Here is a 13383-nt window from a genome sequence, read left to right on the forward strand (position 1 = left end):
CATGACTCGGGAAAGCCGATTCGCCGATCATGGGAGTCCACGGAAGGGCCGCGATGGGCAACCTAATCGCACCGAGCACGGATTTGACATTCGTTCCCCGACCCTGCCCGCCGCGACGTTGCGCCCCGGTGGCGACGTCGAATTCTGATTCACGAATTCACTTCGGTGACGAGGGAGTCGTCGTGGAGCTGGGGAGCCGCTGGCGTCCCGGCGACGCCACCGTCCTCCTCGACGGGATCAGGCGGGCGCTGGCCCGCGACGTCCCGCTGACCCTCGCCCACCGCGGCGCCGGCGGCGGCAGCCTGCTCCAGGCGGCGGCGGGCGAATGGCCCCGGCTGCGCTGCCGCGAGGTCGTGCAGGGCCGGCACGCGTCCTTCCATCCGCGCCCGCCACGCTGGATGCAGTACCGGCTCCCCGCCCCCGGCCTCCCCTTCCCCGGCCTCTCCGCCCCCGGCGCCGCCGCGGCGGGCCGCGAGCCGGCCGGGGTGGCGATCAGCGGCGGGCTCGGCGGGATCGGCCTGGCGCTGGCCGCGCGGCTGGCCGCCGCCGGGCACCCGCTGTGGCTGCTGGACAGGCGCCCCGCCGAGAGCCTGTCGCCGGCGGCCCGGCGGCGGCTGGCCGCCATCGTCACGCGCACCCGCGTGGTCGTCGACCGGACGGATGTCACCGCCGACGTTCCCCCGGCCCCGTTCCCGATCACGCGGCTCGTGCACGCCGCGGGCGAGCTGCACCTGAGCCCGCTGGCCGAGATGGCCGGCGACGAGCTGGAACGGCTGGCCGACGGCAAGGCGAGAGCGCTGCGGACCCTGGTGGGCGCGCTGGCCCCGGCCGGGCTGCGCTCGGTTGTGGCGTTCGGCTCGACCGAGTCCCGCCGGCCGCACCGGCTGTTCGGCGCGTACGCGCTGGCCAACGAGCTCCTGCGGCGCGAGGCCGCCCGGCTGCGCCAGGAGCATCCCGGGATGCGCGTCGTCACCGCCGAGTGGTCGCTCTGGTCGGCGGTCGGGATGGGCGCGGCCGCCGCGGCCATGGCGGGCCGGGCCGGGTTCGCGATCGTGCCGCCGGCCTGGGGCGTCCAGGTCACCGAGCACCTCCTGGACGAGCGGCGCCCGGCCCCCGACGAGATCGTGCTCGGCGGGCCCCAGCCCACGCCCGATCGCCCGCTGGCGGCGGTCGGCGGGATCGGCGGCAGCTCCCTGGCCCTGGACGACGCGTCCGTGCGTCGGCTGGTGGAGCTCTGCCGGCCGGGCCGGGCCGCGCGGCACCAGCCCGTCGGCCGGCGGGACCGCGTCATCCGCGCCCAGGTGGCCGACCACACCGTCTACACCTGGGGCTCCGGCTGTCAGGACTGGACCACACGGACACCGCGGAGGCAGGGGTGAGGGGTTTCACCGTCGAGCACTCGGTAGAGCTGCCGTCCGACGCCGCGACCGTATGGCGGATGCTGGTGGACGCCGGGCGCGCCCAGGCGTGGTGGGGGCGGCTGGAGAGCGACATCACCCACATCGCCCAGGAGCTGAGCGTCTCCACGGGCTCGTCGTCGGTGTACCGCGTCTGGATCGAGTCGATCGTCCCGGGCCGGACCCTCGAGTTCACCTCCGCGTACCTCGGGGTGAGTCCCCTCAGCTCCGTCCGGTTCGAGGTGCTCGGCAGCGGACCGGTGCGGCTGCGCGTCACCGAGGCCCTGGACGCGGCGGACCCGGCGACCGTCTACCAGGTCAGGAGGCTGTGGCAGCATCGGTTCGACCGCCTGGCGGCGGCGCTGCCGGTCGCGCCCGCCGGGCCGGGGGACGAGGTCGCGGAAGTCGTGGCGGGGGGCCCGATCCCCGACATCAGCGTGCGCTGCACGCTCGACAGGCCGGGATGGCGGCCGCTGCACCGGGCCGTGCTCGGCGAGTGGCTGCCGCTGTCCGGTCCCGCATGGCCGCCGCGCTGGTTCTACGTGGTCGACTCCGAGGGGCCGCGGCCGTTCCCCATCATCCGCTGGCGCATGCACTTCGACGACCTGATCGCCCTCGGGATCGAGGCCGTCCGCGGGTCCCCGCCCACCGAGGCCGAGGTCGCCGTCACGGCGAACGCGTCGTCGCTGGAGCTTCGGGTGCGGCACACGGGGTGGTCGGCACTGGACCTGGACACGGAGACGCGCGAGGTGCTCCGCGACCGGTTCCTGGCCACCTGGCAGCACACGCTCCAGCGGGCCGCCCACGTCTGACGGCGCTCACCCCACCCCCGAGGCGGCGGGAATCTGCAGGTCGGGCCACCATCGCCGGAGCGTTCCCTCCACGATCATCAAGGACATCAGCGGGAAGGCGAAGTCGGCCGGCGGGTGCACCCCGAACCTGTTCTGCGACTCGAAGACGCGGGGGCCGAAGTCCGTCATGTCGAACCGTCCTCCCGGCTCCGTCGCCGTCCGGACCAGCTCGGCGATCTCGCCGGCGAACGCGCGCCGGTCGGCCGCGGTGTGCCGGGCGGGTGGCCCGTCGGGGAACGCCGAGTCGTACATGATCTCTCCGCACCGGAGCCCGTTGCGCAGGGCCAGGTTGATGAAGAAGTCCCGGAGGGCGTCCCGGACCGCCGTGGGCATCTCCACGCAGTAGCCGGCGTCCAGGATGACGACGGTGCCGTCGGAGCGGATGTAGATGTTCCCCGGGTGCAGGTCGCAGTGGACGAAACCGTCCTTGAAGATCATAGAGCCGACGGCGTCGAGCACCCGCGCGGCTACCCGGTCGCCCGTCGCGGGGTCCACACCGGCCGGGGCGCCGTCGGCCAGGCCCGGGACCAGGTCGGTCACCAGGGCCGTGGCGCAGGTGTACTCCTCGTGCAGCCGCGGCACGAGGATCTCGTCGTACCGGGCGAGGTTGGCGGCCAGGCGGCGCAGGTACGCCGCCTCGCGGAAGAAGTCGATCTGCCCGTAGAGGGCCCGCGACATGTAGCCGACGAGGTCGGCCATGGGCGCGCCGCCCGCGGCGGGCAGCCGCTCGGCGACCCGGGTGAGCGCGGTCAGCAGCGTGAGGTCGATCGACATCGACTCGGCCACGCCTTCGCGCTGCAGCTTCACGGCCAGCGGGCGGCCGTCCGGGTCCAGGGCCTCGTACACGCAGGCGATGCTGCCGCTGCCGATGCAGCGATCCATCACCTTGAGCCGGCCCAGGCGCGGCTCCTGCCGCACCGCGAGGGCGAGCTGGCGGGCGAACTCCGCGGCGCCCATCGGGGTGACGTCGTCGTGCAGGGCGGCCAGGCGCGCGGTGACGTGGGCGGGGAACAGGTCGGCGCGGCTGGCCAGCATCTGACCGAACTTCACGTAGGTCGGCCCCATGCGTTCCAGGTGCAGGACGAGACGCCGGGTCCCGCGCGCCTGCGCCTTCACCCTGCCCGAGACGAGCCGGTCGAGGACCCACATCGAGACGACGTGCAGCGAGGCGGCGGCCACCCGCGCGGCGAGCCGGGCGGCCCGGCCGGCCAGGCGGAGCCGGCCGACGCGCGGAAGGCGGTCGAGGACGGCCTGCTCCTCCCGCGCCGCCTCCCCGGGCTCGGCGTCGCCCGGCGGCCGCGCTCCCGCCCTGCCGAACGCGTACGCCGACACGAGCGGGTGCACGGCGGGAAGGGTCGTGACCTGCGCCAGACCCGCGTCGGCGGCCATGGGCACCAGCACGTCGGGGGTGAGCCCCATGGTGCCCAGCGCCTGGCCGCCCCGTGCGGCGGTGGCCGGGACGCAGTACAGCACGCTGGTCGCCAGCAGCATCGCCGCCGCCGGTCCCGTCAGCGGTGGGGACTCCACCACCAGCAGGATGCCGCCGGGGCGCAGCGCGGACGCCGCCGCGCGCAGCAGCCGCGGGAGGTCGCTCACGTCGTGCAGCACGCTGAGGGCGACGATCAGGTCGTACTCGCCGTTCAGAGCCGTCGTCGCGTCCAGGGGGCTGAGCGTGACCCGGCCGGCCAGGCCCCTGTCGGCCAGCCGGGCGTTGCCGGCGCTGGTCAGCCGCTCGTCGAGGTCGAATCCGTCCGCCGTGATCCGGGGGAACGCCGTCGCCAGCGTCTCCAGCGTCTCGCCGGCCGCGCAGCCGATCTCGGCCACCCGTCCGCCGCCCCGCAGGGTGTCGGTGAGCCCGGGAACGGCGGGCAGCCAGACGTCCGGCAGGATGACCTTGGTCCACTGGGCGCTCATCCGCTGCATGGCGTCGGCGAGCTCGCGCGGGTACCACACGTCCGCGAAGGCTCCCCCGGCGCGGTAGGCCTCCGCGACCTCGGGGACGGATCGGGTCAGGGCGCCGAACAGCGCCACACCCGGCCCGACGTCCATCATGCCGCCGATGTACGGCCGGACCTCCGGCAGCCAGGCGTAGTGCGATCCGTCATGGGCGGCCAGTCCGGCGGCGACCATGCCGCGCAGCCACTCCTCCGCCAGCCGCGCGTCGCCGCCGGTGGCCTCGGCGAGCTCGGCCGCCTGTGACGGGCCCTCGGCCAGCGCCGCGCTCAGTCCCGTCCGTGAGCCGAATTCGAGCATGGCGGCGACCATCGCGGTGGCCACGATGGCCATCGGCCGCGGTAATTCGAGGCCGCCGTCGCTGTCGTCTCGGGCCGTCTCGGCGGACGGCGCGGATTTCCTGCTCATTCGGACGCCCCCGTATTCCGGCAGCAAATGACCAGATTCTAGCCGCGCCCGTCCCGCCGCACTTCTCCGAAATTGCTGCCCTGTACGCGTGATATGCCGGGGCCGACGCCGTTCCGTCGCCGATATCGCCGTGTTACCGTGACCCCATGCCCGCGGACAGAGATTCGGGAGCCGATTCCGCCACCGTATCCCTCCGTCGCCATTTCGACTGCGATTTCGCCGGTCTGTGGGAGGCCGTGTCCTCGCCCGGGTCCGTCTCCGTCTGGTTCACACCGTGTCGCCTGGAACCGGACCGGCGCTATTCCCTGCGATTCACCGAGGATTCCGGGGAGACGTATGTGAAATACGCGACGGTGCTCCAATGCCGCCGGCGCGGGAGCGTCGGCGAATACCGTCTTCTTCTGCAGGACGAGGGATATTCGGACAGCACGGTCGAGGTGCGGGTCAGCGCGGCCGCGCGGACAGGGGCCACTCTGGAGCTGCGGCACCTGCATCCACCGCCCGAGCTGGTCGACGGCTACGCGCGCGGCTGGGCCGACTACCTGGACCGCCTGCGGCGGCACCTGGCCGCCTCTCCCCCCGCCGGCCCTCCCCCCGCCGCCTGTCCGCCGGCCGTCTCTCTGCCGGTCCCCGCGGACGCCGCTGCCGCGACCCGGCGGGCCGGGAGCCCCGAGTGAGAGCCGCCGACCGGCGCCCGCTGCGCGACCTCGCCTGGCCGGTGGTCCGGACCGCTCAGATCGCCGTCGTCCTGTGCGGGGTGGCGGCGTCGCTGGCCGGGTCCCTGGTGCGGCACGCCGGGCGTGGCCGCCGTGAGCGGATCCTGCGGGACGCGGGCGCCGTCGTGAGCGCGGCCCTGTGGCGGCTGGGCCCGGCGTTCATCAAGGTCGGGCAGATGCTGTCCAGCCGCAGGGACCTCTTCGCGGCCGCGTTCTGCGAGGAGCTGGAGTCGGGCCTGGCCCGGGGCCGGGCCGGCGGCGCCGAGGAGGGCGTGGAGATCGGGTCGGTCGCCTCGGTGCAGCGACGTCTCGTCGGCGGCGTCGACGCCGCCGTGAAGACGATCCACCCCACCGCCGCCGAGCGGCTGCGGGTCGACCTCGGCCTCATCACGGCGATGACCGGGATCGCCGGCGCGCTGCTCCGGCGCTCGGGGCCGACACTGCGGCACGTGGTGCACGAGATGTGCGCGTCGGTGCGCCGGCAGACCGACCTGGTCGCCGAGGCCGCGGCCCTGCGCCGGCTCGAAGACCTCGAACTGGTCCTGCCCGTCGTCTTCCCCCGGGTCCTGGACGACGAGAGCGGGCCCGACGTGCTGACGATGACCTGGATCCCCGGGCAGGCCGGCGGGCGGCGGTTCGCCGATCCCCGGCGGACCGCCAAGCGGCTGGTCCTGACCCTGTACGAGATGCTCTTCGTCAACGGCGTCGTCCACTGCGACCTCCACCCGGGGAACTGGTGGGAGCTGCCCGACGGGCGGCTGGCGATCGTCGACGCCGGGTTCACCTATGAGCTGGACGACGAGATGCGGACGCACTTCGCCGAGTTCTTCCTCGGGATGTCCAGCGGCAACGCCGAGGTCTGCGCCACGCACGCCCTGGCCGCGGCCGCCCAGCCCGTTTCGCCGGAGCACGAGAAGGCGTTCCGCCGTGACATGGAGGACCTGATCGGCTCCATCACGGGGCTGACCGCGGGGAGGTTCTCCCTGACCGGGTTCGCCGCCCGCTTCTTCGCCGTCCAGCGGCGGCACCGGGCCTTCTCCCGCGCCGAGTTCATCTTCCCGCTCATGGCGTTGCTGGCCATCGAAGGGCAGGTCAAGCAGCTCGACCCGGGGATCAACTTCCAGTCGCTGGCGGGCCCCGTGGTGCTTCGCTCCATCGTCGCCCGCGCCCGAGCCGGGCGCTGAGCCCCTGCGTCACATCCGTCACCGGGAGAACCGGCTCGTCGCTATAGAGTTTATTGGTATGGCAAACGAGCCGGCGGTCCGCGCCGGCGAACGCAGACGCTACGGCCAGTACTGCGGCCTCGCCGCCGGCCTCGACGTGATCGGTGAGCGATGGACGCTCCTGATCGTCCGGGAGTTGCTCATCGGCCCGCAGCGCTACAGCGAGCTGCTTCACAATCTTCCCGGCATCGGCACCAACCTGCTCGCCGAACGGCTGCGCTGGCTCACCCGTCAGGGCGTGATCCGGCAGCATCCCCGCTCCAACGGCAAGGGCCACTCCTACGAACTGACCCGTTTCGGCGAAGGACTGCGTGAGCCGATTCTCGGCCTGGCCCGCTGGGGCCTGAACGTCCCGCACCCGTTCGACGCCGAGGACGAGGTACGGCCCCAGTGGGGGGTGCTGGCCGTCGAGGCGCTGATCAGGAGGGACCAGATCCCCGAGGTCGACGAGTCCTACGAGTTCCTCGTCGACGATCAGGTCTTCCACATCGCCGTGAAGGACCGGCGGATCTCGGTCCACCAGGAGGGCGCCGAACGGGCGGCCCTGCGGGTCTCCACCGACGCCAAGACGTTCGTGGACATCGGCTCGGGCCGGATCTCGCCGTTCGAGGCGGTGGCGACCAGGCGGCTGACCCTGGAGGGGGAGCAGGAGGCGCTGACCCGCTGCTCCCGCCTGCTGGGGCTGCTGCCCGGCGCCGGCCCCGCCGGGGCTACCAGGGAATCATCGGGTACCAGGGGATGATCTCGCGCCGGGCGAGCACCCGTACGTCCCAGTAGAGGAAGGTGAAGACGCCGACGACGATGAGGGCCGCTCCGGTGATCAGGGCCAGGCGGCCGGGGCGGGCGGCGAGCCAGCGCTGCACCCGGCTGCCCATGACGACGGCGAGGAGCACGAAGAGCACCGACAGGATCACGATGTTCCCGACGGACTGCAGCATGAAGGCCAGCGCACCGTACACCGGGTTGTGGCTCTCGGCCGCGTCCCGGAAGAGCTGCCGGAACAGCCCGTACGGCCGGCCGATGAGGAAGCCGCCGATCAGCGCCCCCATGACGACCAGCGGCGCGTTGGGGAAGCGCCGGGTGAGCCGGGCGAGCGGGTCGCGCACGACGCCGAGCGAGGCGAGCCCGAGCCAGAGGAAGGCCAGCCCGATCAGCCCGAAGGCCACCATGGACTGGATGCTCCTGGCCGACAGCTCCCCGGGGGCGGAGGCTTGGGTGGAGAACTGCGGCATGGCGGTCCCGACAAGCCCGACGACGATCCCGTACAGGCCGGAGACGGTGAGCATGCCCGCCGCCAGCCACCCGAGCGGTTTGAAGACGGCCCCGACCCGGGTGGCGAGCGAGCGAGGCTGCCCCACGACCGGGCAGAGCGCGCCGAGGACGGCGATGTTGCAGGCGGTGAAGGTGCCGCCCAGCCCGGTGGCGAAGGCGTAGACGATGCCGGGCAGGACCCCGCCGATGACCGTGCCCTCGGCCTCGCGGCCGAGCAGGGCGCTGGCGACGTTCTCCCCGATGACCGAGTCGACGAACTCGGCAGACCAGACGACGGTGAGCAGGAACCCGATCAGCACGCTGACGACGACGGCCGGCCAGGGGCGGCTGACCCCGATCCGTTCAGCGGACTGTTGCTGGGTGAGCGTCACGTGAGTCTCCCTTTCGCGGGCGAACTGAACGGACAGGGCGGAGCGGGTGAGGGCAGCGGCGTTCCACCCCGCCGCCGGCTCCGGTGGCGAGGTCGGGGGTGCTGTCGTCCGGATGAGCCGGGTCGTTGCGCGGGAGCCAGGCTGAGGAGGGACAGGGGTCGCGCAGAACCGCGGGGTCCACCTGGCCGAACCCGGGGCCGACGGGGGGAGCGTCGTGCTGACCGCACCTGTGCCGCTTGAAACACCTATATCAATCGTCCGGGTACGGGTCTAGATCTCCGTATTTACGGACGTACTGACTATGGTTTATTGAAGCGGGCGCTCTGCGAGCGGGAGGCAAGGGCGCGCTGCGGCGGCCGCGGGACGATCTCGGCGACCGGCCGGGGCGGGTTCCGGGCATGCCGGAGGAGTTCAGCCGGCCCGACGTGCCGGCGACGGAGTACAGGCAGGGCCTGGAGGGCTCCGGTCAGGGACCGGGCGCCCGTTCAGGACGGCTCGGCGACGAGCTCCACGAGGCGGGGCAGGACCGAGCTCTCCCAGCCGCGGCCCATGCGCTCGAAGGCGGCGCGGTCCCGCTTGTCGTCCAGGTCGAAGCCCGAGTGTTCGAGCAGCAGTCGGGTGCCCTTGCCCTCGGCGACCAGCCGCCAGGTCAGGACCCAGGTGGCGTTGAAGGTGTAGACGAGCCGCTCGTACGGCTCGACCTCCAGCACCTCGCACGGTACCGAGTCCCGGCCGGGCATCTGCAGATGGAACCGGTGACCGACGACGGCACTGATGTCACCAGGGACCCACCAGCGGGCGAGCAGTTCGGGCTCGGTCAGGGAGCTCCATACCTTCGCCGGCGGCGCGGGGATGTACTGGTCGACCGAGATGGCGGCGGGACTGGCGTCGTGCACGGTGCTCCTTGTTCATCGGAGAGCGACCCACCAAATCCTAGGACATCAACCGGGCCGGCCAGGGGAAACGGGCGTGACGGCGCGGAGGAATTTACGATCATGTCGTCGGATGGTCTGCACATGACCTGCCGCCACGAATATGCCGTCAAGATCTGCCCTTGCGACGCCTCCGGGCGATCGCACCCGCCCTGACGGCCCGCTTCCATGCGTCCTAACGCGTGGGAGACAATCCTCCACCCTTTCTGTCGGACGACTGTAAACCCCCGGTCACTTGAGGCGGCCGGCGATATTCGGAGGGCGTCGGCGTCCGTCTCCGCTCCGTAACCATTGCGGATGTCTGATTACCCTGCCGGAAAGCGCTCCTATTCGGATCGGGCCCGTCCGCACTCCGTCACGGGACCGCGTCGAACGGCCGCCGACCTCGCTCGTCGAACATTCACATTCCGCCGGGCCGGGGTCGCCGAATTCGCATTCGCCGCTCCCGTCCGAGCGATCAGAGCCGCCTTGACCCTCGCTTGAAAAATGCTTAGTTTCACCGTGAAGGTCGCCCAGATCAGGACGGGAACAGCCATGGAGCCTACCCGGCTATTTCGCCTGCCCGAAAATCGGCTGACAGGCTTCGTGCCAAACTCAAGCCCGGTTAAAGAAAATCTTTTGGAGGTTGTCGCCGCATTTGGAAAAGGTTATAACAGCGCCCTCACCGGGGACCCGGACGTCGGCGGCCTGCCGCGCCGCCTGCACGGCTTCGCCTTCGAGGGCGCCGCCATGAGCTGCACCCTGCTGGACACGATCACCCTGAGCGGGAACCGGCGGCTGCGTGCCCTGGAGAAGGACACGGGAGGGGCGTACACCCACCTGATCCACGTCGGCGCCGGCTGGGCGCTGGCCCGGCTGCGCCGCACCCGCTGGCGAGGCATCGGCCATCCCATGCTCACCTGGCTGGCCTGGGACGGCTGGGGATTCCACCAGGCGTACTTCAACCCCCGCCGCGTCTTCCACGATCACTGGGTCGAGCGCGGCGCCCGCGGCGCCACCCGGTCCATCAGGGACCAGGGAACCGGCCGTGCCCTGTGGTTCCACACCGGTGCCGACCCGGACCTGATCGCCCGGCTCATCGGCGCGTATCCGCGGCACCGCCAAGGCGATCTGTGGGCCGGCATCGGCCTGGCCGCGGCCTACACCGGAGTGGTCCACGAGCTGGACGACCTGCTCGCCGCCGGCGCCGGCCACCGCGCGGATCTCGCCCAGGGCGCCGCCTTCGCGGCCAAGGCGCACGTGCTCGGCGGCCATGTCCCGCCGGGTTCGGCCCGCGCCGTCGACCTGCTGACCGGGGTCAGCCCGCACCAGGCCGCCGAGTGGACCGACCAGGCCCTCGCCCGGATCCCCCGGCCGGCCTCGCCCCGCGACTACGAACGCTGGCGTGCCGAGATCCGCGGAGCCTACGAACGACACGCGGAGGACGTCCTCCGATGAGCAGATGGCCGGCCCCCGCGGTCAAGTTCGGCGCCCTCCTCACGATCCTCGTCACCGGCTGGGCGGCCGCCCTGCCCGCCATCCCCCCTGCCGAGGCGGGGCAGGTCGCCGCGTCGTTCTCCTTCGTCCAGCAGCCGCTCGACGCGCCGACCGGCGGGCGCACCGTCCGCCAGGTCGCCCCCGCCTACCAGGGCATCCGGCACTGGATCTCCTCGGTCGGGGCCGCGGTCGGGCTCGCCGACCTGGACGGCAACTCCCGTCCGGACGACGTGTGCCTGGTCGATCCGCGCACCGACACCGTCACCCTCCAGCCGGCCCCCCAGACGCGGAGCCGGTATCAGCCGATCCCGCTGACCCCGGTCGGGCTGCCGTACGACACGACGATGGCGCCGATGGGCTGCGTGCCCGGCGACTACGACGACAACGGCTCCATCGACGTCCTGGTCTATTACTGGGGACGCTCACCCGTGCTGTTCCTGCGCGGCACCGGGCCGCTCACCGGCCCGTCGGCCTTCACCGCGCGCGAGCTGGTCCAGCCCTACCAGCTGTGGAACACCGAGGCGCTGGCGCTGGCCGACGTGGACGGCGACGGCCGCACCGATGTGATCGTCGGCAACTACTTCCCCGACGGCGCCCGGGTGCTGGACCCGAAGGCCCCGGACCGGCCCGAGCTGCGGATGCAGGCGTCCATGTCGAACGCCGCCAACGGCGGCACGAACCGCGTCCTGCTGTCCCGGGGCGGCGGGACGTTCGCCGAGGCCGCCGGAGCCTTCGGCAAGGAGGTCGCGGACGGCTGGACCCTGGCGATCGGCGCCCAGGACCTCGACGGCGACGGGCTTCCCGAGCTCTACCTGGCCAACGACTTCGCCCCGGACCACCTGCTGCGCAACCGGTCCCGTCCCGGCAAGGTCGTCTTCGAGGAGGTCCACGGCCCGCGCCACCTCACCACCCCCAAGTCCAAGGTGCTGGGCAAGGACTCCTTCAAGGGCATGGGCGTCGCGTTCACCGACCTGAACGGCGACGACGTCTCCGACATCGTGGTCAGCAACATCACCCAGCAGTACGGACTGCTGGAGAGCAACTTCGCGTGGATCAGCGGCCAGAAGCGGATCTTCGACGGCGACGGCACCGCCCTCTACACCGACGAGAGCGAGGGCCTCGGCCTGTCGCGCAGCGGATGGGGCTGGGACATCAAGGCCGGCGACTTCAACGGCGACGGCGTCTCGGAGATCATCCAGGCGACCGGGTTCCTGCGCGGCGACGTCAACCGCTGGGCCGACCTGCAGGAGCTCGCCATGACCAACGACGACCTCCTCGACAACCCGGCGATGTGGCCCCGCTTCCAGCCGGACGCCGACATCTCCGGGGACAACGCCAACGCCTTCTTCGCCCGCGTCCCCGACGGCCGGTTCGCCGACGTCGCCGGCGACATCGGCGTGGCCGATCCGGGGCCGTCCCGCGGCATCGCCACGGCCGACGTCGACCACGACGGCCGGCTTGACTTCGCGGTCGCCAACCAGTGGCGGCAGAGCTACTTCTACCGCAACACCGCGCCGGCACGCGCGCCGTTCCTGGGGCTGCAGCTGATGCGCCCGGCGGGTGGCTGCTCCGCCGGCACCGGCGCCCTCTCCCCCGCCATCGGCGCGACCGTACGGCTGAAGGCCGGCGCCCGGGGCCTGCGGACCGGTCAGCTCTACCCCGCCAACGGGCACGCCGGCGTCACCGCCGCGGAGCTGATGTTCGCCCTTCGCCCGAACACCCCGTCCGTGCCCGTCGAGGTGACCTGGCGTGACACCTGCGGCCGGCCGCGCACCGCCGCCGCCGACCTCGCGCCCGGCTGGCAACGCCTCCGTCTCGGAGACGACGGTTCGATCACATCCCTCACGGAGGAGACGCCATGACCTCTGCTCAGCGCAACCCGAGAACGGCCGCGCTCCGCAGATTCGCTCTCTCGATCACCGTGTTCACGGTGCTCGGGCACGCCTGGCTCGGGTTCGAGCAGGCGTTCGTCACCCCCGTCGCCGCCGTGGCGTTCGCCTACCTGCTCGACCTCGCGCTGGAGACGGCGGAGGCGTGGGCCGAGCGGCGAGAGCCGAAGTACCGGACCGAGAAGATGTTCGACTTCCTCCTGCCCGCCCACATCACGGGCCTGGCCTGCGCCATGCTCCTGTACGCCAACGACCGTCTCCTGCCGGTGCTGTTCGCCGTCGCGGTCGCGATCGGCACCAAGTACCTCATCCGCGTGCGGGTCTTCGGCAGAAGGCGTCACGTCCTCAACCCGTCCAACGCCGGCATCGCGATCACGCTGCTGGTGTTCCCGTGGGTCGGCATCGCGCCGCCCTACCACTTCACCGAATGGGTCGCCGGCCCGATCGACTGGCTGATCCCCGGCTTCATCCTCGTCGCGGGCACCCTGCTCAACGCCGGGCTCACCAAGAAGATGCCGCTCATCCTCGGCTGGGTCGGCGCGTTCTTCGCCCAGGCCCTGATCCGTACCTGGATCGACGGCACGGCGACGACGAGCGCGCTGGTGGTCATGACGGGCGTCGCCTTCGTCCTGTTCACCAACTACATGATCACCGACCCTGGTACGACGCCGACGCGGCCCCGCAACCAGGTCGTGTTCGGGGTCGCCACCGCGGCGGTCTACAGCCTGCTCGTCCACCTGCACATCGTGTACGGCCTGTTCTTCGCGCTGGTCATCGTGTGCGCCGCCCGCGGAGTGCTGCTCGCGGCGCTGGCCGCCCGCGCGGCCGCCGCGCAGCACGGCGACGTGTCGGCTCCCGCCACCTCGGTGGCCGTCCCCACCTCCAGGTGATCGCC

General features: G+C 72.3%; 11 protein-coding genes. 8 read left to right on the forward strand and 3 right to left on the reverse strand.

Annotated features, from left to right (window positions below):
- Window positions 1-182 precede the first annotated feature (182 nt).
- Both AB0H64_RS19315 and AB0H64_RS19320 read left to right on the forward strand, forming a co-directional pair.
- Window positions 183-1379 carry a KR domain-containing protein gene (locus AB0H64_RS19315; RefSeq protein WP_357626007.1) on the forward strand — a complete coding sequence of 399 codons (1197 nt, stop codon included), beginning with the start codon at window positions 183-185 and terminating at the stop codon, window positions 1377-1379.
- Window positions 1376-2209, forward strand: a complete 834-nt coding sequence (locus AB0H64_RS19320) for a hypothetical protein (RefSeq protein WP_357626010.1) — start codon at window positions 1376-1378, stop codon at window positions 2207-2209. The genes AB0H64_RS19315 and AB0H64_RS19320 overlap by 4 nt, the downstream gene beginning before the upstream one ends.
- Window positions 2210-2215: 6 nt before the next feature.
- Here AB0H64_RS19320 and AB0H64_RS19325 read toward each other — a convergent pair whose 3' ends face one another.
- Entirely contained in the window at window positions 2216-4609 is a 2394-nt protein-coding gene (locus AB0H64_RS19325; protein ID WP_357626012.1) for an AarF/UbiB family protein, read from the reverse strand.
- A gap of 338 nt (window positions 4610-4947) precedes the next feature.
- Here AB0H64_RS19325 and AB0H64_RS19330 point away from each other — a divergent pair, with 338 nt between their 5' ends.
- Genes AB0H64_RS19330 through AB0H64_RS19340 form a run of 3 tightly spaced genes read left to right on the forward strand, consistent with a single transcriptional unit; the run spans window position 4948 to window position 7290 of the window.
- The gene (locus AB0H64_RS19330) at window positions 4948-5286 is read left to right on the forward strand and encodes a hypothetical protein (protein ID WP_357626014.1); all 339 of its coding nucleotides are present in this window, start codon (window positions 4948-4950) and stop codon (window positions 5284-5286) included.
- Window positions 5283-6509: an AarF/UbiB family protein gene (locus AB0H64_RS19335; RefSeq protein ID WP_357626016.1), complete on the forward strand. Its 1227-nt coding sequence runs from the start codon at window positions 5283-5285 to the stop codon at window positions 6507-6509. Before AB0H64_RS19330 ends, AB0H64_RS19335 begins: the two co-directional genes overlap by 4 nt.
- Before the next feature lie 58 nt (window positions 6510-6567).
- Window positions 6568-7290 (forward strand): winged helix-turn-helix transcriptional regulator, encoded by a 723-nt coding sequence (locus tag AB0H64_RS19340; RefSeq protein WP_357626019.1) that lies wholly within the window; start codon window positions 6568-6570, stop codon window positions 7288-7290.
- On the opposite strand, the gene AB0H64_RS19345 is transcribed toward AB0H64_RS19340, so the two are convergent.
- Both AB0H64_RS19345 and AB0H64_RS19350 read right to left on the reverse strand, forming a co-directional pair.
- Window positions 7259-8191, reverse strand: coding sequence for a hypothetical protein (locus tag AB0H64_RS19345; RefSeq protein WP_357626022.1), 933 nt, complete (start codon window positions 8189-8191; stop codon window positions 7259-7261). The two genes, AB0H64_RS19340 and AB0H64_RS19345, sit on opposite strands and share 32 nt — an antisense overlap.
- 485 nt (window positions 8192-8676) lie before the next feature.
- On the reverse strand, window positions 8677-9087 hold the full coding sequence (locus tag AB0H64_RS19350; RefSeq protein ID WP_357626025.1) for an SRPBCC domain-containing protein: 411 nt from the start codon (window positions 9085-9087) through the stop codon (window positions 8677-8679).
- Between the two features lie 570 nt (window positions 9088-9657).
- On the opposite strand from AB0H64_RS19350, the gene AB0H64_RS19355 reads away from it, so the two are divergent.
- The 3 genes from AB0H64_RS19355 to AB0H64_RS19365 are packed head-to-tail and all read left to right on the forward strand — an operon-like array spanning window position 9658 to window position 13378.
- Entirely contained in the window at window positions 9658-10560 is a 903-nt protein-coding gene (locus AB0H64_RS19355; protein WP_357626214.1) for a DUF1702 family protein, read from the forward strand.
- Window positions 10557-12461 carry a CRTAC1 family protein gene (locus tag AB0H64_RS19360; RefSeq protein ID WP_357626028.1) on the forward strand — a complete coding sequence of 635 codons (1905 nt, stop codon included), beginning with the start codon at window positions 10557-10559 and terminating at the stop codon, window positions 12459-12461. Before AB0H64_RS19355 ends, AB0H64_RS19360 begins: the two co-directional genes overlap by 4 nt.
- Window positions 12458-13378: an enediyne biosynthesis protein UnbU gene (locus AB0H64_RS19365; RefSeq protein ID WP_357626030.1), complete on the forward strand. Its 921-nt coding sequence runs from the start codon at window positions 12458-12460 to the stop codon at window positions 13376-13378. The genes AB0H64_RS19360 and AB0H64_RS19365 overlap by 4 nt, the downstream gene beginning before the upstream one ends.
- The last annotated feature ends 5 nt before the right edge of the window (window positions 13379-13383 follow it).

Source organism: Nonomuraea sp. NPDC050733 (assembly GCF_040654215.1).
GTDB lineage: Bacteria > Actinomycetota > Actinomycetes > Streptosporangiales > Streptosporangiaceae > Nonomuraea.

Coding starts and splice junctions, on each gene's coding strand:
- AB0H64_RS19325 (WP_357626012.1), bottom strand. CDS start 4,609: ATGAGCAGGAAATCCGCGCCGTCCGCCGAGACGGCCCGAGACGACAGC.
- AB0H64_RS19340 (WP_357626019.1), top strand. CDS start 6,568: ATGGCAAACGAGCCGGCGGTCCGCGCCGGCGAACGCAGACGCTACGGC.
- AB0H64_RS19355 (WP_357626214.1), top strand. CDS start 9,658: ATGGAGCCTACCCGGCTATTTCGCCTGCCCGAAAATCGGCTGACAGGC.
- AB0H64_RS19360 (WP_357626028.1), top strand. CDS start 10,557: ATGAGCAGATGGCCGGCCCCCGCGGTCAAGTTCGGCGCCCTCCTCACG.
- AB0H64_RS19365 (WP_357626030.1), top strand. CDS start 12,458: ATGACCTCTGCTCAGCGCAACCCGAGAACGGCCGCGCTCCGCAGATTC.